We start from the raw sequence: 20,777 nt of genomic DNA on the forward strand, positions 1-20,777 counted from the left end.
AAGCGCAATTTTCGCGCGCAGCAATTCCGTTGCTATTCGATCACCTCGTCGGCTCGGGCGGACAGCGTCATGGGAATGTCGAGACCGAGGGCCTTGGCGGTCTTGAGGTTGATATTCAGGGTCACATCCGTCGTCTGCTGGACGGGAAGCTCCGCCGGACGGGCCCCTTTCAGAATGCGATCAACATAGCTTGCAGCGCGTTGCCATAGTTTGAAAAGGTTGGCCGAGTACGACATCAGTCCTCCTCTCTGAGCCGAGTCGCGGAATGGATAGATCGCCGGCAAGCGCCGCTCTGCAGTGAACTCGATCAGGCGGGGAACGAGGGGTATCAGCGATGGATCGTCGGTGACGACGAGACCATCGAAGCCTCTCTCCCGAAGCGCGGTGAAGCTGTTGTCGATGTCCGCGCGCCGTATCGAGAGAGCCGTCAGCTCGATACCGAGACCGGGCGCCGCTTTCTGCATGAGTTCGACTTGGTTGGCGGTCGTCGGATTGTCAGGATTCCACAACACTGCGACACGGTGCACTTTCGGTGCCGCCTCCTTCAGCAGTTCCACCCACTTGACACCGTATTCGCCCGAGAGCTGCGACAGCCCGGTGATATTGCCGCCTGGTCGGGCAAGGCTTGCCACAAGACCGGCTCTGACCGGATCTCCGCTCATGCAGACGATCGGCACCGTGGACGTTGCACGTTGCGCAGCCTGCGAAATTGGTGTGCCTGGAGTCACGAGAACATCGACGTTGAGCGTGAGGAGTTCAGCGATCAATGCGGGAACGCGCTCCGGCTCTCCGTCGGCGTAGCGTTCTTCGAGCAGCAGGTTGCGCCCCACGACATATCCCAGGTCCGCAAGTCCCTGACGGAAGCCGGTCTGGTAGTACAAGTCCGTCCCGCGAACGCCACCCCAGACATAGCCAACCCGCGGCACCGCGGGTTGCTGCGCATGGGCCGCGAGGGGCATGACGGTAACCGCTGCGCCGAGAAGCGCGACAAAATTGCGGCGTTTCATTCGGTCACCTCGCGACGCCCTTCCGCTGCAATATGCACCCGCGCGGGCGAGGAGTCAGGTCGATACTTCCGGGCTAAAGACCCCGACGCGGCACACGAGGCGGCGATCAAGTCGCACCACATTTGCGGGCGCGCCGGAATCGTTCGCTGCCTTTGGCGCGCGACGACGCAGGAGGAATAAAACGCCGCAGAGCGTCTCCTTTTTCCATACGACGCGGCAGTAGAAAATTCCGGAATGACCGTCGAACGACAACACAAACTCGTCGGCAAATATGTAGTACGGCGTGGAAATGCGGGCACCCAAGGCGTTGATATCGCGCACCAGGCACGGATGAGTCCCGTGAATTTCACCAAACGATAGCCGCGCGGCCCGGTTGATCGGTATGCGCTTCATTGCACGACGTTCGATCATGGCGAGATGCTCCCAATGAAAGACGATCGCACTCGACGAAGTCACTTTCCCGGTCCCGCCGATATCCGGAAAACGGCAATTCCCGCACGTTGATCTGTGCGGCTCACGCTAACAAGCAGCGTTGTTGTCTTATTAAAATTGGATCGAATTGGTGGTTAATTCGAACGGCTTGACGACGATGTTTTCAGAGGACGTTCGTGCTTTCGACTTGGCCCGGCCATCTGATCTGTGCCGCACGGACACACATATGTGGATGCCCGGGACAGGCCCGGGCACGACGGAGTTGCAGAGTGTCCGTGCAGCAGTGGCGAACCAGCAGCGATCAGGCGCCGACCTCGCACTTCTTCATGAAGCTGTTCTTGGCGGCACCGGCGAGTGGCTTGCCGTCGGCGCTGACGGCCTTGGGCGTGCAAGCGTCGGCCTTGCACTTCTTCATGAACGAGGTCTTGGCGGCGCCGGCGAGCGCCTTGCCGTCCTTGCCGACCGCCTTGCTCTCGCAGGTGTCGTCCGCGAGGGCCGAGCCCGCTGCAAAGGTGGCGACGATCGCTGCGAGAAAAATCCGCTTCATCATGGGTGTCTCCCTAGGACAAAATTACCAAGCGGATTGGAACCGCGAATCGTGGCGCAATCAAGCAGGATCGACGCGCGCCACGACCGATGTCGCGGATTTTTCCATTCATCTGCGGTTCAGATTCCGCGCGCGAGCAGTGTCTTGAAATCGGCCCGTGCGCGTTGCGCCTCGGCCTTCGCGGCCGCGGAAGCATCGCCAAGGCCGAAATAGCCGTGGATCAGGCCGGGGCCTTCATGGTCCTTGACGCGGACGCCGGCGGCCTCCAGCGCCCGTGCATAGGCCGCGCCTTCGTCGCGCAACGGATCGAACCATGCGGTGGTCACGATCGCGGGCGCGAGCCCTTTGAGCGAAGCGGCGCGGAGCGGCGAGACCCGCCAGTCGGCGGCATCCTTGGGATCGGCGAGATAGTGGCCGCAAAACCATTCCATCGTCGCGCGTGTCAGAAAATAGCCGTCGGCATTCTCGGTGCGTGACGGATAGGGCGCGTTCTCGCGCGCATCCGCGTAGCCCCCGACGATGTCGGTCACGGGATAGACCAGCAATTGTGCGGCCAGCTTGATGCCGGCATCGCGGCAGGCGATCGCGGTGGCGGCTGCGAGATTGCCGCCGGCGCTATCGCCGGCAACGCCGAGACGCTTTGCATCGCCGCCAAATTCCGCGACGCGGTTGAAGATGTCACTTGCGGCAGCGAACGCGTCCTCGAAGGCGCCGGGAAAGCGCGTTTCCGGCGGGCGCCGATAATCGACGGAGACGACGACCGCGCCGGTCTCGATCGCGAGATTGCGCGCCTGCCGGTCGTGGGTTTCGAGATCGCCCGCGACCCAGCCGCCGCCGTGGAAGAAGACCACGGTTGGCGCAGGATTGGGGCCGACGCGATAGACACGTGCATCGAGCGGCCCGGCGCCGCCTTTCACCTTGATATCCTGCACCGTGTCGACGGGGGGCGGCGGCACATCCGCACGCGAGGCAGCCAGTGCGCGCAAGGCATCGCGCGCGCTCTGTGGCGTCATCGTGGTGGGATCGCGCAGCGGCAGCAGCGGAATGATCTGGGCGATGACGGGATCGAGCGGTGCGGGCATTTGCAGGTCCTCGCTGGGTTCTTGGTCTTGCTTGCGGGGTAGCATAGATTTGGCGTACCGCATCGGCAACCGGTTACGCGTTACAATTGCAATGCCGCGGAATGAGCGGTCAGGGAGGTCAAGAGTTGGAATTCGAAACGCTGGTCCAGTCGCGCCGCAGCGTGCGCGGTTTCAAGCAGCAGTCGGTGCCGCGCGCGGTGATCGAGGCGATCATCGGGAGCGCCAAGCGCGCGCCGTCGTCGATGAACACCCAGCCCTGGCATGTGCATGTGCTCACAGGCCCTCCGCTTGAAGAGCTGCGCCGCCGCAACATGGAGGAGATGGTCGGCGGCGCGAAGGTCAAGCGCGACATCATCAGCCACGGCGAATACCAGGGCATTCATCGCACCCGGCAGGTCGACATCGCCAAGAAGCTGTTCGGCGCGATGGGGATCGCGCGCGACGACAAGCCGATGCGGCAGGACTGGGTGCTGCGCGGATTCCGCCAATTCGACGCGCCGGTCTCGCTGGTGCTGACCTATGACCGCGTGCTGGATCCCGGCGCGGTCTGCCATTTCGATCTCGGCGCGCTCTGCTACGGCATCGTGCTCGCGGCCTGGGACCGCGGTCTCGGTTCGGTGATCAACGGGCAGGGCATCATGCGCTCCGACATCGTGCGCGAGGTCGCGAAGATTCCGGAAGAAGAGGTCATCATGACATGTGTGGCGATGGGGTATCCCGACGACAGCTTCGCCGCGAACGCCGTTCGCTCCGATCGCGAGGGCAACGACGATTTCGTGCGCTATGTCGGCTTTGCCGACTAGTGCGGGAAGTCACTGATGCGCACAGCCGGCTGACGCTGCGAGCCGACTAACGCGGAGAGCCGGCTGAGGTGGAGGAGAGGAGATTATTCTCTCGTCGAATTTTTTTGATGCTGAGCCGTTGGTGGCCTCTTGCAATCTCGATCGCGTGGGAGGAACAATACGCGGAGTGAAAGGTTTGTTGCTGGCGCGAGGGAATCGACATGCGGCGGCTGGCTAGCCTGGTTCGACGGTTCTTCGGTCCGCGACCGCGGTATCCGATTGATGATGATCCAAATCTGCCCTTCACACCCGATGAGCTCGGCAAGCTGATCCGGAGTGGCAGGCGCGAGGACATGAAGCTGCTTGCGGAAGGACTGGCCTCCCGGTCGATTCCGCACCGCGCCAAATACCGGGCCACGCACTAAGCGCGGTTCGTGACGAGGTCCTCGCTGCGGGATCGCCCAGCCTGCGCGGTCATCGCGTGAGCGCAACCTCCTTGAACGAGGTTACGAGGGCCTTCTCGAGTTTTCCGGTCATCCCGCAAAGAATGTTGTAGGCCTCGGTGCGCGGCATCGTCGGCTTGTAGTGCCGGTGTTCGATCAGCGCGGCGAAGATGTCCGAGATCGTCAGAATGCGGACGATGTCGTTGATACTCTCGCCGCATAGCGCGTCGGGATAACCGCTTCCGTCGAGATATTCGTGATGATGCCGCACGGCGTCGAGAATCTCGGGCGAGATTTTCTCGTGATCCTTCAGAAACTCGTAACCCGCCGCCGGATGCTTCTCGATCATGGCGCGTTCGTCGGTGTCGAGGCGGCCGGGCTTGTCGAGGATCGCAAGCGGGATCTGCGCCTTGCCGATGTCGTGGAACATGGCTGCGGAATACAGCCGCTCGAGATCGGCTCGTCCGACGCCGAGGCTCAGTCCGAAGTCGATCGCCACGCCGGTCACGAGCAGGCAATGCTGGTAGGTTCCCTCATGGTGACGCCGCACCGTGGCAAGCCATTCGGACAGGCCGTGCTCGGTGATGCGGTCGGCGATCCTGCGGCCCGCTTCCTTCGTGCCGTCGACGTCGAGGGGCTCGCCGAGCGTGACGGCCGTGAACATCGAAGCGATGGCGGTCGCCGCGGCTTCGACGGCGTTGTCCGGTTGGGCTGCGTCACTTGAGCCAGCAGAGGCCAGCTCGGCCGGGTCAGCCAGCGCTGCCAGCAGCTTGCTCTTGTTGAGAGCCCCGGGAAGAACGAGGGTGGCGCCGAGTGCGTAGGCCTGCGAGATGCCGACGTGAGACGAGTGCTCGACGAGGAAGATGCGCTTCGTGGCTTTCGCGAGCTTGCCGGCACGCTTCTTGATGGCCGCGATGTTGCCGACGTCACGCAGCTCCGCGCGAACGACGACCGCGAATGGCACTTGTGACAGCCTGGCTTCCGCATCGAGTCGTTCGCCGGCGACGGTAAATTGCCGTTCGAGGGCCGAGCAGACGCCCGCCAGTTTGTCGGACGAATCGGCCAGCACATGCACAAACGGGCGAACCGCTTCCGTCATTCGGACGCCGCCGTCGTTTTTGGCGGGGCTGGATATGGTTCGGGCACTCTGCACGGCGGACCGGACTATGATGACATTGAATGAGCTCGATGAATTCTGGAGCCTATTTGCTCGGCGTGGAGTTTGGCGCGGCGGCTGCCTTTGCGCTCGCCGGCTTCTTCTTGCCGTCTGCGGTGATGAAGTGCACGCCGGCCATGGTGCCGTCGATCCACACCAGTTCGCACCGCCGGTAGGCAAGCCCCGTCGACGACAGCAGCATGAAGAATTCCTTGGCCTGGAGCACGTCGAGCGTCCCTTCGACCTCGATCTTGGCGCCACTTTGCGACACGTCGAGCAGGAAGCAAGTGCGTCGCCAGGTGCCGTCGGAGCCCATCAGATTGACGGCCTGCTTGTGATCCATCCGTACGCGAAGCGCCTTTCGACCGTCGAACCTCATCGGCTAACCCCCATTTTTGTGCCGCGATGTCCCGCATCGCTTGGGTTGGCACTCGCTGCAATTTCCCCCCAGCGCACTGTCCATTGGCTGGTCGACAAGAGAAGCGTTTCGAAAATCTGCTGCGCCCGTTCACGCTCGACGAAGGAGAGCCGCGAGCCGCTGCGGTTGCTCAGGATCGCAAGCGTAGTGGCCCAGTTCAGCCGTGCGGCCCGGCAGGCCATGACGAGGCCCTCGCAATCGTCATCGGTCATGACATGCTCCACGATCTCGATCGGAGCGCCGGAGAGCACCGAGAGCGCCGTGAACAGATTGGCCGTCTCGCCGCGGATCGTGAAGCGGTTGACGGTGGAATCGTTGAGCTTGCCGACGCGGCTGAGGGCGACGATCTCCGGCCTCGCGCTCGCATAGTCGGCCGGGCAGGGCAGCTTGGGCGGAACCGGCGCGGCTTGTCGTGCGGGTGGAATGGCGGATGCGTTGGCCTTGGCCGGCGCCTTCGGGGCAGGTGACACGGAGAGCAGCTTCCGGACGACCAGGTCGGGCGTGCCGGGCCGCAGCACCAGCGCCTTGGCAATCTCGCCGTCCGGATCGGCCCTGGCGATCAGCACGGCGTAAGCTGCCTCGGAGAATTGGGTTCCAGGGTTCTTGATCAGCGCAAGGCAGATCGGGCCGCCGCGCTTGATCAGCGCCTCGGCCACTTCAGGCTCGATCGAGTTGCGCGCGGCGATCGCGCGTTGATGCCGCTCGCCGCACGAGGCCGCGATCGTCGCGAGATCGGTGGCGGAGACTGCCTGCGATTTGAGGAGGACTGGACAGGCCACGTCCGGGTCGTCGTGTGAGGCAAGGCGCTGCAATGTCTCGGGCGGGGCCACCTTGAGCTCGGCAAGCACCGTGCTGAGTTGGACGAGCGACTTGGCCTCGACGCGTTCCGTCAATCGCAGCAGAACGCCGTCAACCACGCCGGCGAGCAATTCCTGAGGCCGGTCGCGGCTACCGGTGAGCAACTGCACAATGCCGGATAGGATGCGTGCACAGCGGTCCGGCGGGCACGTAGCGACCGCCTGTTCCAGCTCAACCAGAATATCAGCAGGCAAATTTGCCATCATGGCAGGGGCCTGACTCAAAAAAACGCGACTATCCAATGACCTTCATTCCGCCTGACAGGCGTTAATTTGAAATGTAGAGCTTGATCGACGGGGTATCAGCGCACCGCTGGCGGCGCTGGAAACGCTATCGAAATTCGGCGAGACTCGATGCGGCGACTTGTCCTTTGAACGGGACCCTCGCCAACTGAACGAGACGAATTAGGATGATTCTTTCGGTCGAACGGGACAACCGAAAGGGGGAAACTCGGGCCGGCATCGCCGCCGGACGCGCTTGGTTACGACGCGCCGTTTCACATTGCCATGAACGATATTGCGCCCAAGGTATTTCGCTTCTCCGACGTCGATGAATTTCGAAATGCCATACGAGGCCTGAATTTCGAGTTCACGCCTTTCGTACGGAGGATTTCGGCCGAGCAGACCATTCTGTCGCTGCCCGGTTGCGACGTGAATTTCACGCGGGCGTTTCCCCGCGTCGTCGACGCGCAGCTCGTCGAGAATTGCACCGCCATCGGATTCACGATGGATGAGCTCAACGTGCCCATCCGCTTCAACGGCTCGCAGCGGGCACGACCTGTCATCGTGATCGGCAGCGGCGGCGCCGCCTACACCACCATCGAGGAGGTGGAGCGGCAAATCGCCTCGGTGGTGTTCAGGCCGGAGGTGACGGATCGCGGCTGGCCGCACGCGACATCCAGCTTCAAGATATTTGAAACGACGGCCGCGAGCCTGAACCGGCTGCGCAGCCTGGTCCGCGAGGTGCTGGCTGCCGCGTCGGAGTCGATCGGAGCCGCGGACGTGCCGCTGAAGGCCGCAGCCATGAAGGAGTCCCTGCTTGGCGCCGTCGACGACGCATTCGAAAGCGTCGTTGCCGCGCGATGGACCCTGCGTCCCAATGACGAGCGCAACTTCAGGATCTTCCGGGAGATCCGCGCGCTTCTGTCCGACGACCTCTCGCAGCCGATCTACAGCGAGGAGATTGCGCGCAAGCTCAACCTGTCCGTCCGCACCCTGCACGACGTCGTCCGCCGCTATCGCGGCATGAGCCTGCATCGCTATTTGCGCCTGCGCCGGTTGTGGCTGGTGCGTCAGCGCCTGCTCGCCGGTGCCGACAGCGTCAAGGCCGTCGCACTGGCGTTCGGCTTCTGGCATCTCAGCGACTTCTCCAGAAGCTATCGCGACCAGTTCGGCGAGACGCCGTCGCAAACGCTGGAGCTCGGACGACAACGGTAGCGCGGCAAATCGGTTGAGGCCGTACCGCTGTTTCGTGCTAGCGTGCCGGCCATGAGCAACCGCATCCTCGTCCTCTACGGCTCCTACCGTTCCGACCGCATGGGCGTCCGCCTTGCGAATTTCGTCATCGATCGCCTGCGCCAGCGCGGCGAGGAGGTCGAGTTCATCGACGCGAAGGCGATCGGCCTGCCGATGCTCGATCGCATGTACAAGGAATATCCCAAGGGGGCAGCACCCGAGGCGCTCGAGAAGCTGGCGGGGCAGATCCGCGGCGCCGACGGTTTTGTCTTCGTCACCGGCGAATACAATTGGGGCATCCAGCCCGGCCTGAAGAACCTCACCGATCACTTCCTGGAAGAGTGGTTCTGGCGCCCGGCCGCGATCGTGAGCTACTCCGCCGGCCGATTGTCCGGCGCACGCGCCTCGACCGCCTGGCATGGCACGCTGTCGGAGATGGGCATGGTCGTGGTGTCGAGCACCATCGGCGTCGGCCCGATCGCGCAGACGCTGTCGGCCGAGAGCGAGCCGATCGGCGAGGGCGGCAAGGCACTCGAGCGCTCGTTCCCGCGCTTTGCCGACGACCTCTCCTGGTGGATCGAGGCCGCCAAGGCGCAGCGGACGCGCAAGGCGCCGCCATACTAAGCTGACTAGGCGGCCCTGACCTCGCCGAGGAAGCGGTCGAACTGGCCGGCGAGATCACGCGACTGGGTCGAGAGCTGCTCGGCCGCGCCCAGCACCTCCCTCGCGGCCGCACCGGTGTCGTCGGCGGCGCGCTGCACGCCCGATATGTTGGTGTTGACCTCCTGGGTGCCGCGCGCGGCTTCCTGCACGCTGCGGGAGATCTCCCGGGTCGCTGAGCCCTGTTCTTCGATCGCAGCCGCGATCGCGGTGCCGATCTGGTCGATCTCGGCGATGACGTCGGCGACGTTGCGGATCGCGTTCACGGTCTCGTCGCTTGCGGACTGGATCGCGGTGATCTGCTCGGAGATTTCGGTGGTGGCCTTGGCGGTCTGGCCCGCCAGCGACTTCACCTCGGATGCGACGACCGCAAAGCCGCGGCCGGCGTCGCCGGCGCGGGCGGCTTCGATGGTCGCGTTGAGCGCCAGCAGATTGGTCTGCTCGGCAATGCTCTGGATCAGCGTAACGACGTCGCCGATCTTCTGGGCACCCTCGGCGAGCGCGCGCGCGGTGTCGCCGGTGCGGCGGGCGTTGTCGACGGCGCGGGCCGCGATCTCGGTGCTTTGTGCCACCTGACGGCCGATCTCGGAGATCGAGGAGGTCAGCTCTTCGGTCGCGCTCGCGACCGTCTGCACGTTGGTCGAGGTCTGCTGCGAGGCGGCGGCGACGACCGCGGCCTGGCTGTTGGTCTGGGCCGCCGTCGAGGTCATCGATTGCGCCGTGCTTTCCATGGTGGAGGAGGCGCGGGAGAGGCCGCCGACGAGCTCGGTGACCTTGGCTTCGAATGCGCGGGTGAGCCCGTCGAGCGCCTGGGCGCGGCGCATCTTGCCGTCGTTCTCGGCCTGCTTCTCGGCTGCGAGCCGGTCGGCCCGGATCATGTTGTCCTTGAACACCTGGACGGCGGAGGCCATCGCACCGATCTCGTCGGAACGCTCGGCGCCGGGAATCTCGTCAGCAACGTCGCCGTCGGCGAGCCGCGACATCCGCGTCGTCAGGCTGACGATCGGAGCGCAGACGCGGCGGCGGACCATCACGATCAGGCCGGCGCTGGCGATCAGCACGGCGAGGAGGCCGGCCAGCGCAATGGTGAAGCTGGTGCGCGCGGCGGAGGAAGCGCCGGCGAGGATCTGCTCGGCGTTGTCGTAGAAGGCGTCGCGGACGCCGATGATGGACCCGAGGCCCTTCTGGGACGCCACGTAGAAGGTTTCGACATCGTGTTCGTACTTGCCGCTGACGGCGCCGTCCTTGACGAGCTTCATCTCGCGGCCGAATTCCTCGACGTAGTTCGAGTTCATCGTCTCCAGCGCTGCGGCGACGTTGGCCGGAGTTGCCGCATTGCCACGCAATTCCATCAGCGACATCACGATCTGGTCGTTGCGGCCCTGCATGCGGGCCATGTCGGCCTTCTCGGCGTCGTTGGCCACTTTCTTCGCGCCGACGAGGTTCTTGTGCACGCTGGAATTGAGGCCGCCGACGTCGCGCAGCGTCATGGCGATGTTGGCGTAGTTGGACTGGCGGTAGGCGTCGCCGTTCAGGATCGCCATACGGCGGACCTGCTCGTTGAGCAGCGCGGTGACTCCCGCGTTGAGCACGGCATTGTCGGCGACGACCTTTTTGGCCGCGTCCTTGCGGGCATCCGCAGGCCCTGCGATCGCCTTGTCGATGGCCTCGCGGAGCGCGGTGAATTTCGAATTGATCGCGTCGATGTTGCTGCCGATGGTGGCGCCGTCGTCGAACGGGCCGGGCAGCTCCTTGCGCAGCGTGTTCATTCTGTCGCGGGCGCCGTCGGTCTGCTTGCGCAGCTTATCGTGCTCGGTCAGCTGCGCCGGATCGACGGTCGCGGGCCCGTAGAGGATGTTGGTGGCGAAGCCGCGCTCGGGGTTGAGGTAGCGCGGGATGTCGCTGGCGGCGCGGACGATCGCGAGTCGTCCCTGCGCTTCGGCGATCCTGTCCATCGTCTGGTACTTCGTCACGGCGACGTAGACGGCGAGGCCGCCGCCGACTGTCGAGAGCGAGACGATGGCGGTGGTCAGCAGCGTACCGATTTTCATGATCTGTCCGGCAATTGGCGCGGGGAAGAAAATTATTCTGCGCAAACGATAGGCAGCCGGTGTTAATCCGGAGTTTACGCTGCCGGCCGCCATGCTCCGCCTGCATGCGTCTATTCGTCTAGGCGTAGGTCGCGCTAGCGCGCCGGCTGATCGAGCCTGGCGAGCATCTCCAGCGTCGCGCCGTCGCGCTCGCCTGCGAAATATCGGGCGAGCGCCTGGTCGAAGACGGGTTCGTCGGAGACTGCGCCGAACAACGTCATCGACGAGCGGAATTTGGCGTCATCGGGCGCGCCGAGGATCGCGTTGATGGTTCGTCCCTCGACGGCAAGCACGAGCGTGGTGCATTCAATGAGTCGCGGACCGAGTACGGGGTGGGCGAGGTAGGCTCTGGCCTCGGCGCGCGAGCCGATGGCGTAGCGCTGCGACATGGTGCTGAAGCCGAGGCCGGCGATCTGCGGGAAGACGAACCACATCCAGTGAGTCTGTTTCCGGCCCCGGGCCAGCTCCCCCTGGACGTCGCGAAAAACCGGGTCCTGGGCCCTGACAAAGCGCTCTAGGTCGAAAGGATCGGTCATTGGATACCTCAAGGGGGGCTTGCCGGCCGCGATTATGCCTAAGTTTTGGCTCCCAATGCGATAGCTGGTATAGAGTCTCCGGACGGGGGTTGGGCCCCTCCGGGGGTTGATTTGGGGATCTGATGGTTTCCGACCGCGCAAGCGCCGAAAGGCTGTTGTCGCGCCGCCGTATTGGGCGAGCGGAGACGATACTGCTGTCTTTGGCAGCCGTCGCGCTGGCACTGGGAGCGGCCGCCTGGGTCGCGGACATGGGCGATTCGACACCGCTGGTCACCGCCTCACTGCCTCCAGCCGCCGCACTGCCTCCGGCCAATGGCCCTTCGTTTGACGACCGTTTCGCTTCGGTATCCAGCAGCCCGCCCGCCCGTGACTTCGGCCTGCGGACGCTGGAGCGCTCCGCGGTGAGCGCGGTCCAGCTCAAGCTGCGCGACGCCAAGGCGATGCTGGCCCAAAAACTCCAGGGCGACGACTGGCGCTCGACCCTGACCGGCTCGACCCTGACCGATGACGACCGGCACGTGGTTGACGAGACGAGGCCGTCGCAGCGCGCCGACGCCATCCCGGTGCCGCGCTCGCGCCCGGCCCAGGCAGACCTCGCGTCCCAGATCGCCTCGAGCCAAGCCTATGCCGAGACCAACCCAAGGGTCGACAACCGCAACTTCTTCGAAAAATTCACCGACAAGATCAAGCTGGCGTCACTGACTCCCGGCGACGGCCTGCTCAGCAGGGCGCCTGATCTCGCCGCGCTCGGCTACGATTCACGCACGGCGGTCTATGACATCAAGGCCAAGGCGCTTTACCTGCCGAGCGGCATCGCGCTGGAAGCGCATTCGGGCATGGGCGCGCTGATGGACGACCCCGACCATGTCGACCAGCGCATGGTTGGCGCGACCCCGCCGGCGACCTATGATTTGAAGCCGCGCGAAAAGCTGTTCCACGGCGTCCGTGCCCTGCGCTTGACGCCCACTGACGGCACCAGTGCGCTCGGCCGCGTCGGCCTGCTCACCCACAACTACATGCTCGGGCCACGGGGCGACTCCAATGGCTGCGTCTCGATCAAGGACTATGATCGCTTCCTGAAGTCCTGGGACAATGGCGAGTTCAACCGCCTGGTCGTCGTGCCTAGCCTGCGCGGATCGGCGACCGCCTCGCAGCGCGCGAGTACCGACTCCTGATATTTGCTGGACGGCGGGGCTGCCGTTTCCTCTTCGTTAAGCCGACCTCGTCCAGAAGCAGCCCATGAGTGATCCCCAGAGTTCCGAGACCCCGCTGCGTACGACGTTCAAGATCAAGCTGAACGGCGACACGCTGGCGATTGCGACCGTCGGCCAGGCCTATCAATTCCTCACCAACTTCAAATCGGTCGAGTGGATGGAATTCCGCTCGCTCCATGAAGAGGCGGTCGCGGCGCTCGAAGGCGCCGCCGACAACGCCATGCTCGCGGTGCAGGCGACCAACGCTGTGCGCGCGCTGTTCGTGAGCGCGAAGCTGCTCTGAGCAGCCTTTCAACGCGCTCTCGTCGCCCGGATTGCGCTGCGCGCCATCCGGGCTATGGACGCCAGCAGGCCTTCCGCTCCCAGCTTGAACTCCGCTATAGGAACGGGCAAACGGTCCGCGAAGACCGTGGCTAGACGCCGATATGTATCTTTGAAACTTACTTCCAGGGAGAGACCCCAACATGAAACGCCGTACATTCCTCAAGGGCGGCGCGGTCGCCGGTGCGACGACGCTGGTTGCTGCACCTGCGATTGCGCAAGGCGCGCCCGAGATCAAATGGCGCCTGACCTCGAGCTTCCCGAAGTCGCTCGACACCATCTACGGCACGGCGCAGACCTTTGCGAAATACGTTGCGGAAGCCACCGACAACAAATTCCAGATCCAGACCTTCGCGGCCGGCGAGCTCGTCCCCGGCCTCCAGGCGCTCGATGCCGTCAGCGTCGCGTCCGTCGAGATGGCGCAGACGCCGCTGTATTTCTACATCGGCAAGGAGCCGGCGCTGGCCTACGCCACCGGCGCGCCGTTCGGCATGAACCATCGCCACCAGGAATCCTGGTGGTATTTCGGCGGCGGCGCCGAACTCACCAACGAGGCGCTGAAGCCGTTCAAGACGCACGCCATCCTCTGCGGCAATTCCGGCACCCAGATGGGCGGCTGGTTCCGCAAGGAGATCAAGACCGTCGACGATCTCAAGGGCCTCAAATTCCGCATCGCCGGCATGGGCGGCCATGTACTGGCCAGGCTCGGCATCGTGCCGCAGCAGCTCGCCGGCGGCGACGTCTATGCGGCGCTGGAGAAGGGCTCGATCGACGCCGCTGAATTCGTCGGTCCCTATGACGACGAGAAGCTCGGTTTCCAGAAGGTCGCCAAGTACTATTACTTCCCCGGCTGGTGGGAAGGCGGCGCGATGCTGCACATGATCGTCAATGACGAGAAGTGGGCGAGCTTGCCGAAGCAGTACCAGGCGATCGTCAATCAGGCCGCCTCGGCGGCCGGCGCCTGGATGCTGGAGAAATACGACAGCGTGAATCCGGCGGCCCTGAAGCGGCTGATCGCCAACGGCGCGGAGCTGAAGGCGTTCCCGCAGCCGGTGCTGGAAGCCTGCTACAACGCGACCCAGGAGCACCTGAACGAGCTCGCCGCCAAGAGCGACCTGTTCAAGCGCACCAAGGAGAGCCACGACGCCTATATGAAGGAGCTGCTGTTCTACACGCAGATCGCGGAAAACTTCTACGACAACTATCTGCTCAGCAAGATGCGGAATAAGACTTGATGACGAGCAGGGCGCGGTGACTACGCCGCGCCCCGCTTCCGTAGCCCGGATGGAGCGCAGCGAAATCCGGGATCTCGCACGTCAACGGCACCGCCCCGGATTACGCTGCGCTCCATCCGGGCTACGGACGCATCGGGCAGCTTACCCCGCGCTCAACCCCAGCTTCGCATAGATCCGCCGCGCATAGGCGCCGAACGCGTCGGTCGTCTTGAGCGGCAGGTCGCGCGGGAAGGGCAGGTCGATCGGGAAGTAGTCGGCCATCTTCGCAGGCCCCGCCGTCAGCACGGCGCAATGCGAGGACAGGAACACGGCTTCCTGGATCGAGTGCGTGACGAAGATGATGGTCTTGCCGCTCTCGCGCCAGATCCGCAGCATCTCCAGATTCATCTGCTCGCGTGTCAAGGCGTCCAGCGCCCCGAACGGCTCGTCCATCAGGATCAGTTTTGGATCGTGAATGAAGGCCCGCGCGATCGCGGTGCGCTGCTGCATGCCGCCCGAGAGCTCTCGCGGATATTTCTGCTCGTAGCCGGCAAGCCCGACCAGGTTGAGCAGATCGCGCGCCCGCTCGCGCGCGGCCTTGATGGGCAGGCCAACGATCTCGGCCGGCAACAGCACGTTGTCCAGGATGGTGCGCCACTTCAGCAGCAGCGCCTGCTGGAACACCATGCCGATGTCGCGGGTCGGATCGAACGGGCTTTTGGCATTGCCAATTCTGACGGTGCCGCCGTCGGCGCCGTGCAGGCCGGCCAAGATCTTCATCACCGTGGTCTTGCCGCAGCCGGAGGGGCCGACCAGCGAGACGAGCTCACCTTCCTGCACGTCCATCGTGACGTCGGACACCGCCAGGAACTCGGCGCCGCCGCTGCGATAGACCTTTCGGACGCCGCTCAGGCTGATGAAGGGCTCGGCGCTCATGCCAGCCATTTGTCCAGATTGGAGGCGACGAAGGCGTCGTCGCCGAGGTCGGCGTGCTCGCGAGTGACGCGGTCGATCTCTTCCTTCTGGCCGGGGCTGAGGCCCTCGTTCGGGTCGAGGCACCACAGGCCCTGCATCAGGCCCTGACGCCGCAGCACTTCGTGGCAACCGGCGATGCAGCCGTGAAAATTGTTGGCGACGTCGAAGAAGGCGCTGTTGCAGTCGGTGACGCGGGCATCGAGCGCGAGCAGATCGGCCGGCACGGCCTCCTTGTGCCGCGCCGCCTTGCAGCGCTCGAACTGTTTGATGGCGCTCGCGGTCCACACCGACCAATGGCCGAGCAGACCGCCTTTGAAGTAGGTGCGCGTGGTGATGCCGTTGTCGCGCAGGTCGAACGGCAGCATCAGGTCGAGCAGGATGTGGTCGTCGTTGCCGGTGTAGAGCGCGACGCGGTCGAGCGCACCGGCGGCTGCGACGCCGCGCAGCACGTCGAGCGTGCGATAGCGGTTGAACGGCGCGATCTTGATCGCGATCACATTGTCGATCGCGGCGAAGCGCTGCCAGAACCGGCTCGACAGGACGACCCCGCCGACGGCCGGCTGGAGATAGAAGCCGACCAGCGGGATCTCGGCGGCGACCGCCGTGCAATGCGCAATGATCTCATCCTCGGAGGCGCTCTTCATCGCGGCGAGGCTGAGGAGCCCTGCGTGATAGCCGATATCGCGCGCGGTGCGGGCCTCAGCCGCTGCCTGCCGGGTCGGGCCGGCGAGGCCCGCGACCATCGCCAGCGGACGCTTGGTCCAGTTCGCAGCGGTCTCGGCGGCGAGCTCGAGCACGGGACGGTAGAGGCCGACGTCCCGGATCGCAAATTGCGTGGTGTGGACGCCGACCGCGAGGCCGCCCGAGCCGGCGTCGATGTAGTAGCGCGTCAGCGCGCGCTGATGCTTCTTGTCGAGCTGGCGCTCCGCCGTGAGCGCGAGGGGGTGAGCCGGCAGCACGGTGCCGTCGGCGATCAGCTTGCGGACGTCGCTGTTAATCTGGCTGTGGTGCATGATGTCCTATCCGAATTCAGGGCCGGCGACGGCGAATGGCGTATCCTTCGCAGCGGTGGTGGCGGGGCCGAACCGCATGCGCTGGAACGGCCGCTCGATGGTCCAGCCCGAGGCGGTCAATCCGTCCAGGAATGCGGCTTGCGACGCAACGGCATCGATCAGAATCGGGCCGGTCTCGGAGCGCGCGATCGCATGAACCAGGGCCAGCGCCGGCGCGGCATTGTTGGCAAACAACGGCCCGATATGGCGCGCGGTTCGGCCGTCGCGAACCAGCGCGATGGCGCCATGCGCGGCGACGATACGTGAGCCGGAGCGCAGGGCGATGGCGGAGAGGAGCGCGGTGCGGTCGAAACCGGTGGTGCGCCGGTCCCGCGCCCGCAGCGCATCGATGGTCGCCGATGAAGGCGGTGGGGCTTCGGCTCGCCCGGATCTCACCAGCTTCATCCGGCGCAATTGCAGCGTCGGCGTGAATCCGAGCGGCCCGTAGACGGCGGCGCCGTCGGGCGTCGCGTCGAGCCAGCTCGTCAGGCCGTTCTTGCGCGCGGTTTCCAGGCAAGCATCGACGAGACGGGTGGCGAGGCCGCGGCGGCGATGCGTGCCCGATACCAGCACCATGCTGATCCAGGCGTTGTTGCCGGAATAGGGCAGCAGCGCCGCGGTCGCGACCAGCCGTAGGCCGTCGCGAATACCGAACACCACGCCCTCGTGCAGGAAGATTCGCCAGTCCTCCTCGGTCTGGTTCCACTGCGCTTCCGTCGACAGCGCCAGCCCGGCGATCGCGTCGTCGACGGCGAGCTTGAGGATGGGCGGACCGTCAGTAGCGTCCATCGCGCACCTCGTATTTGGTGGGCTTGCCGAGGCTTGGCATGGCGCGGGACACCCAGTCCGCGGTCCAGGCGATCAACTGCTCGGTGTCGACCACGGGCAGGCCGAACAGCTCGACCGCCCTGGACGTGTCAGTGAGCCACGCCGTGGGTTCTTCCTTGCCTGTCAGCACCGGCGCGCGGCCGAAGCGCGCGCCGAATTTTGCTGCGAGATCTCGCACCGCCAAAATCTCGTGTCCGCTGACATTGATCGGCGAGGTCGGCGCGGTGCAATGCGAAAGGCACCGCAGCGCCTGCGCGGATGCATCGCCCTGCCAGATGAAATTGACGTGGCCGAGACTGACATCGATCGGCGTTCCCGTGAGCACCTTTGTGGCGATGTCGTGCAGCACGCCATAGCGCATGTCGATCGCGTAATTGAGCCGGAACAGGCGGCCCGGCGTTTCAAACTTGCGCGAAAAATACTCGAACATGCGCTCGCGGCCGACGCAGGACTGGGCGTATTCGCCGGGCGGGTTCGGCGCCATGTCCTCGGTCGCGCCTTTGCCGTCGACGGGGACGAAGGGATAGATGCAGCCGGTCGAGAACGCCACGATGCGCGACATCGGGAAGGCCTGTGCGACCAGCGCCGGGACATGCGCGTTCATCGCCCAGGTCAGCGACAGGTCGCCCTCGGCGCCGAACTTGCGGCCGGCCATGAAGACTATGTTGGGTGCCTTCGGCAGGGCCTGAATCGCGCTCTCGTCCATCAGGTCGCAACTGATCGTCTCGACGCCGCGCGCGTGCAGCCAGTCCTTGACGCTCGCATCGCTGAAGCGGGCGACGCCGATGACGCGGCGATCGGGTGCGGCGGCTTTCGCGAGCCCCGCCAGCGTCGGTCCCATCTTGCCGGCGACGCCTAGGATCATGATGTCGCCCTCGACCTTCTTGAGGTCGTCGATCAGCGCCTGGGTCGGCCGGCACAGGAGATCGTCGAGGGCTGCGATATCCGGGATCGTCTTCGGCAGCGTCTGGCGGGTGAGCAGCATGGATCGGTCCTTGTCGTTAGTTTTGCCTGGCATCGCCGACCACGAACATGCGTTCGAGGGCGAGGACCAGGCCGTAGAGAGCGACGCCGAGCAGGGTCAGCAGCACGACGGCCATCACCATCGCGGGCGTGTCGAGCGACGACTGCACCTGGATCATGAGATAGCCAAGCCCGCGCTCGGAGGCGATGAACTCGCCGACGATGGCGCCGGCCACCGCGAGGATGGCGCCGACCTTCATGCCGGAGAACACGTAAGGCAGCGATCCCGGCAACTGGATCTTGCGGAACAGCGTCCAGCGCGAGCCGCGCAGCGATTTGACGAGGTCGAGCAGGTCCGGCTCGACCTCGCGCAGGCCGCGCGCGGTGGTCAGCAGGATCGGGAAGAAGCAGATGCTGAAGGCGATCAGAATGTTCGGCACGATGCCGTAGGAGAACCAGACGATGAAGAGCGGGCCGAGCGCGACCTTCGGGATCATGTTCATCGTCACGAACAGCGGCAGCAGCACGAGGCTCAGCAGCGGTGCCCAGCTGAAAATCACCGCGAGCGCGACGCCGACGAACGCGCCGAGGGCGAAGCCGCCGAGGATCTCGATGGCGGTGACCAGCGTGTTGGCGCCCCAGGCATAGCTCGCGGTGCCCAGCGTCTGCACCGTCGCGAGCGGGGAGGGCAGGATGAATTTCGGTACGTGGAAGGCATCGACCGCGACCTGCCAGAGCACGAGCACGGCGAGATGCACGATCAGGATGATCGCAAAGCTGCGCGAGGTGCGTGCGCCGTCTCCGGTCACCGGTTGCTCCCTGTTGCCAGCGGCCACCTTGCCACTGTTCGTCAGCCTAACCGGCCTTGAAGGAACTTTCAACCAGTTGGTTGATTATGGCCGGAGCGAATGCAGCAAGAGGTCGACGACATGCCTGCGGCGGGCGCGCCTTGCCGCCCGGCTCGACAGGTCCTTGCCGAAGATCGCCGACAGCGTCGGCGTGTTGGAGAGATAGAAATAGCTGAGGCCGGCGATGGAGATATAGAGCTGGATCGGATCGATCCCCTTGCGGAACACGCCGGTGCGGACGCCCTCGTGGAGGATGTGGGAGACGCTCTTCACCAGCGGCGAATGCATCGCCTCCAGCCGCGTCGAGCCGCGGACGTGGCGGGCGCCGCCGCGGTTCTCGTCGTTCAGGAGCACGATGAAATCGGGGTTTGTTGCGAGGTAATCGAACGAGGCCTCGATCAGCTTCCGGATCGCCTTTTCCGGCGGCAGGCCTTCGAGGTTGAGCTGGCGCTCCTGCTCGCGGATATCGGCGTAGACCCATTCGAGCACAGCCAGATAGAGCGCGTCCTTGTCGCCGAAGTAGTGGTAGACGAGCTGCTTGTTGACGCCGGCGCGCTCGGCGATCTCGTCGACGCGGGCGCCGGCAAAGCCGTGCCGGGCGAACTCCAGGCGCGCCGCGGTGAGCAGCTTCTTGCGGGTGGCGACGGGATCGCGCCGCTGCGGCACGGTGTCGCCTGAACGTTTTGCGGGCATTTCCAACCAGACAGTTGACAAGTCGAGGGCGGCTTGTTGCATTGGTATCCTCACACGGGGAGAGCGACAAGCCGGGTCGCGGCAATGAGGAGGGATGCGATGAAGCGTTTGCAGGCTGCGGGCTCGGCTTTGGCTTTGGCCCTGATGCTCGGTGTGCCGGCGGTGCCGGCGAGCGCGGGCGAGGCGGTCAATCTGATCCTGAACTGGACGCCGACGGCCGACCATTCGCCGTTCTATTACGCCAAGGCGCAGGGCTGGTACGAGAAGGCCGGCATCGACCTGACCATCGAGGTCGGCAAGGGCTCCGGCGTCTCCGCCGCCAAGGTCGGCTCCGGCGGCTCGCCGTTCGGCATCGCCGATCTCGCCACCATGCTGGTCGCCAAGAGCAAGGGCGCGGACGACGTCGCGCTGATGAGCATCTACGCCAACACCGGCCAGACGTTTTATTGGCTGAAGAGCTACGGCGTGAATGGCGTGAAGGATTTTCCGAGCCACAAGATCGGCAACCCACCCGGCGACGCCTCGCGGGTGATGTGGCCGGCTTTTGCGAAGGCCGCAGGTATCGCGCCTGATGCCGTCAGCTTCGTCAATATCGGGCCGACCGCGAAAATCGCGGCGCTGAAGAGCCACACCGTCGACATCATCAGCGACTTCTACAACGAGCACGATCTGAAGGTGACAGAGTTCGGAAGCGATCTCGGCTTCGTCAACTGGAAGGACATCGGGCTCAACCCCTACGGCAATTCGCTGATCGTCAACGGCGCTTATCTCCAGAAGAACCCCAAGCTGGTCGAGGAGTTCGTGCGCGTCTCGCAGAAGGCCTTTGCGGCCTGCGTCGCCGACGTCACGCCGTGCCTGAAGGCGCTGCTCGACCAGGTCTCCGGTCTCGACAAGGAGAACCAGGAACGGCAGTGGGAGCGCATCAAGTATTTGATGACCGACGAGTTCACGACCACCAAGGGTCTCGGCTGGATCGACGGCGAGCGGATGAAGAAGGACTATGAGCTGGTCCAAACCTATCTCGGCATGGAGAAGCCGTTCGACGTCTCTACGGCCTTCACGACCAAGATGCTGGATCCCGCCGTCAAGATGGATGCGACCAAGGTGAAGAAGTAGGGCACCCGTAGCCCGGATGGAGCGCAGCGAAATCCGGGACAGTGCATCGTCGGCGGCAGGTTTCCCGGATTGCGCTTCGCTCCATCCG

The 20,777-nt window shown here is 64.7% G+C and carries 22 protein-coding genes; 7 read left to right on the plus strand and 15 right to left on the minus strand.

The features are described 5' to 3' along the window. Nucleotides 1-32 precede the first annotated feature (32 nt). The 4 genes from AB7245_RS20905 to AB7245_RS20920 form a co-directional block, all read right to left on the minus strand. The gene (locus tag AB7245_RS20905; RefSeq protein WP_439034823.1) at nt 33-1,007 is read right to left on the minus strand and encodes an ABC transporter substrate-binding protein; all 975 of its coding nucleotides are present in this window, start codon (nt 1,005-1,007) and stop codon (nt 33-35) included. A gap of 54 nt (nt 1,008-1,061) precedes the next feature. Next, nucleotides 1,062-1,418 carry a PilZ domain-containing protein gene (locus tag AB7245_RS20910; RefSeq protein ID WP_439034824.1) on the minus strand — a complete coding sequence of 119 codons (357 nt, stop codon included), beginning with the start codon at nt 1,416-1,418 and terminating at the stop codon, nt 1,062-1,064. Between the two features lie 322 nt (nt 1,419-1,740). Further along, nucleotides 1,741-1,989 (minus strand): hypothetical protein, encoded by a 249-nt coding sequence (locus tag AB7245_RS20915; RefSeq protein WP_135216116.1) that lies wholly within the window; start codon nt 1,987-1,989, stop codon nt 1,741-1,743. Nucleotides 1,990-2,105: 116 nt separating this feature from the next. Further along, complete coding sequence (locus AB7245_RS20920) at nt 2,106-3,068, minus strand: alpha/beta hydrolase (RefSeq protein ID WP_439034825.1); 963 nt, start codon at nt 3,066-3,068, stop codon at nt 2,106-2,108. Nucleotides 3,069-3,193: 125 nt separating this feature from the next. Between AB7245_RS20920 and AB7245_RS20925 the strand changes: the two genes are divergently transcribed. Next, nucleotides 3,194-3,871: a nitroreductase gene (locus tag AB7245_RS20925; protein ID WP_166352899.1), complete on the plus strand. Its 678-nt coding sequence runs from the start codon at nt 3,194-3,196 to the stop codon at nt 3,869-3,871. A 453-nt stretch (nt 3,872-4,324) separates the two neighbouring features. Here the strand turns inward: AB7245_RS20925 and AB7245_RS20930 are convergent, their stop codons facing one another. From AB7245_RS20930 to AB7245_RS20940, 3 genes are read right to left on the minus strand one after another with little or no spacing between them, the layout of a single operon-like run. Continuing rightward, nucleotides 4,325-5,446 carry an HD-GYP domain-containing protein gene (locus AB7245_RS20930; protein ID WP_439034826.1) on the minus strand — a complete coding sequence of 374 codons (1,122 nt, stop codon included), beginning with the start codon at nt 5,444-5,446 and terminating at the stop codon, nt 4,325-4,327. 49 nt (nt 5,447-5,495) lie between these two features. Further along, a complete protein-coding gene (locus AB7245_RS20935; protein ID WP_085399211.1) occupies nt 5,496-5,828 on the minus strand; it encodes a PilZ domain-containing protein in 333 nt (110 codons plus the stop codon). Then, entirely contained in the window at nt 5,825-6,931 is a 1,107-nt protein-coding gene (locus AB7245_RS20940; protein WP_439034827.1) for a DUF2336 domain-containing protein, read from the minus strand. The genes AB7245_RS20935 and AB7245_RS20940 overlap by 4 nt, the downstream gene beginning before the upstream one ends. A 300-nt stretch (nt 6,932-7,231) precedes the next feature. Between AB7245_RS20940 and AB7245_RS20945 the strand changes: the two genes are divergently transcribed. Continuing rightward, nucleotides 7,232-8,161: a helix-turn-helix domain-containing protein gene (locus AB7245_RS20945; protein ID WP_439034828.1), complete on the plus strand. Its 930-nt coding sequence runs from the start codon at nt 7,232-7,234 to the stop codon at nt 8,159-8,161. A gap of 51 nt (nt 8,162-8,212) precedes the next feature. Beyond that, nucleotides 8,213-8,803, plus strand: coding sequence for an NADPH-dependent FMN reductase (locus tag AB7245_RS20950; protein WP_071917495.1), 591 nt, complete (start codon nt 8,213-8,215; stop codon nt 8,801-8,803). 5 nt (nt 8,804-8,808) lie between these two features. Here the strand turns inward: AB7245_RS20950 and AB7245_RS20955 are convergent, their stop codons facing one another. Further along, nucleotides 8,809-10,890: a methyl-accepting chemotaxis protein gene (locus AB7245_RS20955; protein WP_439034829.1), complete on the minus strand. Its 2,082-nt coding sequence runs from the start codon at nt 10,888-10,890 to the stop codon at nt 8,809-8,811. A 134-nt stretch (nt 10,891-11,024) separates the two neighbouring features. Continuing rightward, the gene (locus AB7245_RS20960) at nt 11,025-11,465 is read right to left on the minus strand and encodes a DUF1810 domain-containing protein (RefSeq protein WP_439034830.1); all 441 of its coding nucleotides are present in this window, start codon (nt 11,463-11,465) and stop codon (nt 11,025-11,027) included. 191 nt (nt 11,466-11,656) lie between these two features. On the opposite strand from AB7245_RS20960, the gene AB7245_RS20965 reads away from it, so the two are divergent. From AB7245_RS20965 to AB7245_RS20975, 3 genes are all read left to right on the plus strand, one after another. Continuing rightward, nucleotides 11,657-12,640, plus strand: a complete 984-nt coding sequence (locus AB7245_RS20965) for a DUF2778 domain-containing protein (protein WP_439035752.1) — start codon at nt 11,657-11,659, stop codon at nt 12,638-12,640. A 64-nt stretch (nt 12,641-12,704) separates the two neighbouring features. After that, on the plus strand, nt 12,705-12,962 hold the full coding sequence (locus tag AB7245_RS20970; protein WP_014495671.1) for a hypothetical protein: 258 nt from the start codon (nt 12,705-12,707) through the stop codon (nt 12,960-12,962). Between the two features lie 181 nt (nt 12,963-13,143). Continuing rightward, complete coding sequence (locus tag AB7245_RS20975) at nt 13,144-14,235, plus strand: TRAP transporter substrate-binding protein (protein ID WP_063983601.1); 1,092 nt, start codon at nt 13,144-13,146, stop codon at nt 14,233-14,235. Between the two features lie 141 nt (nt 14,236-14,376). On the opposite strand, the gene AB7245_RS20980 is transcribed toward AB7245_RS20975, so the two are convergent. The 6 genes from AB7245_RS20980 to AB7245_RS21005 form a co-directional block, all read right to left on the minus strand. Further along, the gene (locus AB7245_RS20980; protein ID WP_439034831.1) at nt 14,377-15,159 is read right to left on the minus strand and encodes an ABC transporter ATP-binding protein; all 783 of its coding nucleotides are present in this window, start codon (nt 15,157-15,159) and stop codon (nt 14,377-14,379) included. After that, nucleotides 15,147-16,202 (minus strand): dihydrodipicolinate synthase family protein, encoded by a 1,056-nt coding sequence (locus tag AB7245_RS20985; RefSeq protein ID WP_439034832.1) that lies wholly within the window; start codon nt 16,200-16,202, stop codon nt 15,147-15,149. Before AB7245_RS20985 ends, AB7245_RS20980 begins: the two co-directional genes overlap by 13 nt. Before the next feature lie 6 nt (nt 16,203-16,208). After that, complete coding sequence (locus AB7245_RS20990) at nt 16,209-17,030, minus strand: GNAT family N-acetyltransferase (RefSeq protein WP_439034833.1); 822 nt, start codon at nt 17,028-17,030, stop codon at nt 16,209-16,211. Continuing rightward, on the minus strand, nt 17,017-18,054 hold the full coding sequence (locus tag AB7245_RS20995) for an NAD-dependent epimerase/dehydratase family protein (RefSeq protein WP_439034834.1): 1,038 nt from the start codon (nt 18,052-18,054) through the stop codon (nt 17,017-17,019). The genes AB7245_RS20990 and AB7245_RS20995 overlap by 14 nt, the downstream gene beginning before the upstream one ends. A 16-nt stretch (nt 18,055-18,070) precedes the next feature. Continuing rightward, complete coding sequence (locus AB7245_RS21000) at nt 18,071-18,841, minus strand: ABC transporter permease (protein WP_439034835.1); 771 nt, start codon at nt 18,839-18,841, stop codon at nt 18,071-18,073. Between the two features lie 84 nt (nt 18,842-18,925). Further along, a complete protein-coding gene (locus AB7245_RS21005; RefSeq protein ID WP_063983595.1) occupies nt 18,926-19,573 on the minus strand; it encodes a TetR/AcrR family transcriptional regulator in 648 nt (215 codons plus the stop codon). A 99-nt stretch (nt 19,574-19,672) separates the two neighbouring features. Here AB7245_RS21005 and AB7245_RS21010 point away from each other — a divergent pair, with 99 nt between their 5' ends. Further along, complete coding sequence (locus tag AB7245_RS21010) at nt 19,673-20,689, plus strand: ABC transporter substrate-binding protein (protein ID WP_439034836.1); 1,017 nt, start codon at nt 19,673-19,675, stop codon at nt 20,687-20,689. The last annotated feature ends 88 nt before the right edge of the window (nt 20,690-20,777 follow it).

This window comes from Bradyrhizobium sp. 604_D8_N2_3, assembly GCF_051810765.1.
Lineage (GTDB): Bacteria > Pseudomonadota > Alphaproteobacteria > Rhizobiales > Xanthobacteraceae > Bradyrhizobium > Bradyrhizobium barranii.

Bases quoted from the DNA above. Each gene is read 5' to 3' on its own strand.
- AB7245_RS20905 (WP_439034823.1), bottom strand. From the start codon at position 1,007: ATGAAACGCCGCAATTTTGTCGCGCTTCTCGGCGCAGCGGTTACCGTC.
- AB7245_RS20910 (WP_439034824.1), bottom strand. From the start codon at position 1,418: ATGATCGAACGTCGTGCAATGAAGCGCATACCGATCAACCGGGCCGCG.
- AB7245_RS20915 (WP_135216116.1), bottom strand. From the start codon at position 1,989: ATGATGAAGCGGATTTTTCTCGCAGCGATCGTCGCCACCTTTGCAGCG.
- AB7245_RS20920 (WP_439034825.1), bottom strand. From the start codon at position 3,068: ATGCCCGCACCGCTCGATCCCGTCATCGCCCAGATCATTCCGCTGCTG.
- AB7245_RS20935 (WP_085399211.1), bottom strand. From the start codon at position 5,828: ATGAGGTTCGACGGTCGAAAGGCGCTTCGCGTACGGATGGATCACAAG.
- AB7245_RS20940 (WP_439034827.1), bottom strand. From the start codon at position 6,931: ATGATGGCAAATTTGCCTGCTGATATTCTGGTTGAGCTGGAACAGGCG.
- AB7245_RS20945 (WP_439034828.1), top strand. From the start codon at position 7,232: ATGAACGATATTGCGCCCAAGGTATTTCGCTTCTCCGACGTCGATGAA.
- AB7245_RS20950 (WP_071917495.1), top strand. From the start codon at position 8,213: ATGAGCAACCGCATCCTCGTCCTCTACGGCTCCTACCGTTCCGACCGC.
- AB7245_RS20955 (WP_439034829.1), bottom strand. From the start codon at position 10,890: ATGAAAATCGGTACGCTGCTGACCACCGCCATCGTCTCGCTCTCGACA.
- AB7245_RS20960 (WP_439034830.1), bottom strand. From the start codon at position 11,465: ATGACCGATCCTTTCGACCTAGAGCGCTTTGTCAGGGCCCAGGACCCG.
- AB7245_RS20970 (WP_014495671.1), top strand. From the start codon at position 12,705: ATGAGTGATCCCCAGAGTTCCGAGACCCCGCTGCGTACGACGTTCAAG.
- AB7245_RS20975 (WP_063983601.1), top strand. From the start codon at position 13,144: ATGAAACGCCGTACATTCCTCAAGGGCGGCGCGGTCGCCGGTGCGACG.
- AB7245_RS20980 (WP_439034831.1), bottom strand. From the start codon at position 15,159: ATGGCTGGCATGAGCGCCGAGCCCTTCATCAGCCTGAGCGGCGTCCGA.
- AB7245_RS20985 (WP_439034832.1), bottom strand. From the start codon at position 16,202: ATGCACCACAGCCAGATTAACAGCGACGTCCGCAAGCTGATCGCCGAC.
- AB7245_RS20990 (WP_439034833.1), bottom strand. From the start codon at position 17,030: ATGGACGCTACTGACGGTCCGCCCATCCTCAAGCTCGCCGTCGACGAC.
- AB7245_RS20995 (WP_439034834.1), bottom strand. From the start codon at position 18,054: ATGCTGCTCACCCGCCAGACGCTGCCGAAGACGATCCCGGATATCGCA.
- AB7245_RS21005 (WP_063983595.1), bottom strand. From the start codon at position 19,573: ATGCCCGCAAAACGTTCAGGCGACACCGTGCCGCAGCGGCGCGATCCC.
- AB7245_RS21010 (WP_439034836.1), top strand. From the start codon at position 19,673: ATGAAGCGTTTGCAGGCTGCGGGCTCGGCTTTGGCTTTGGCCCTGATG.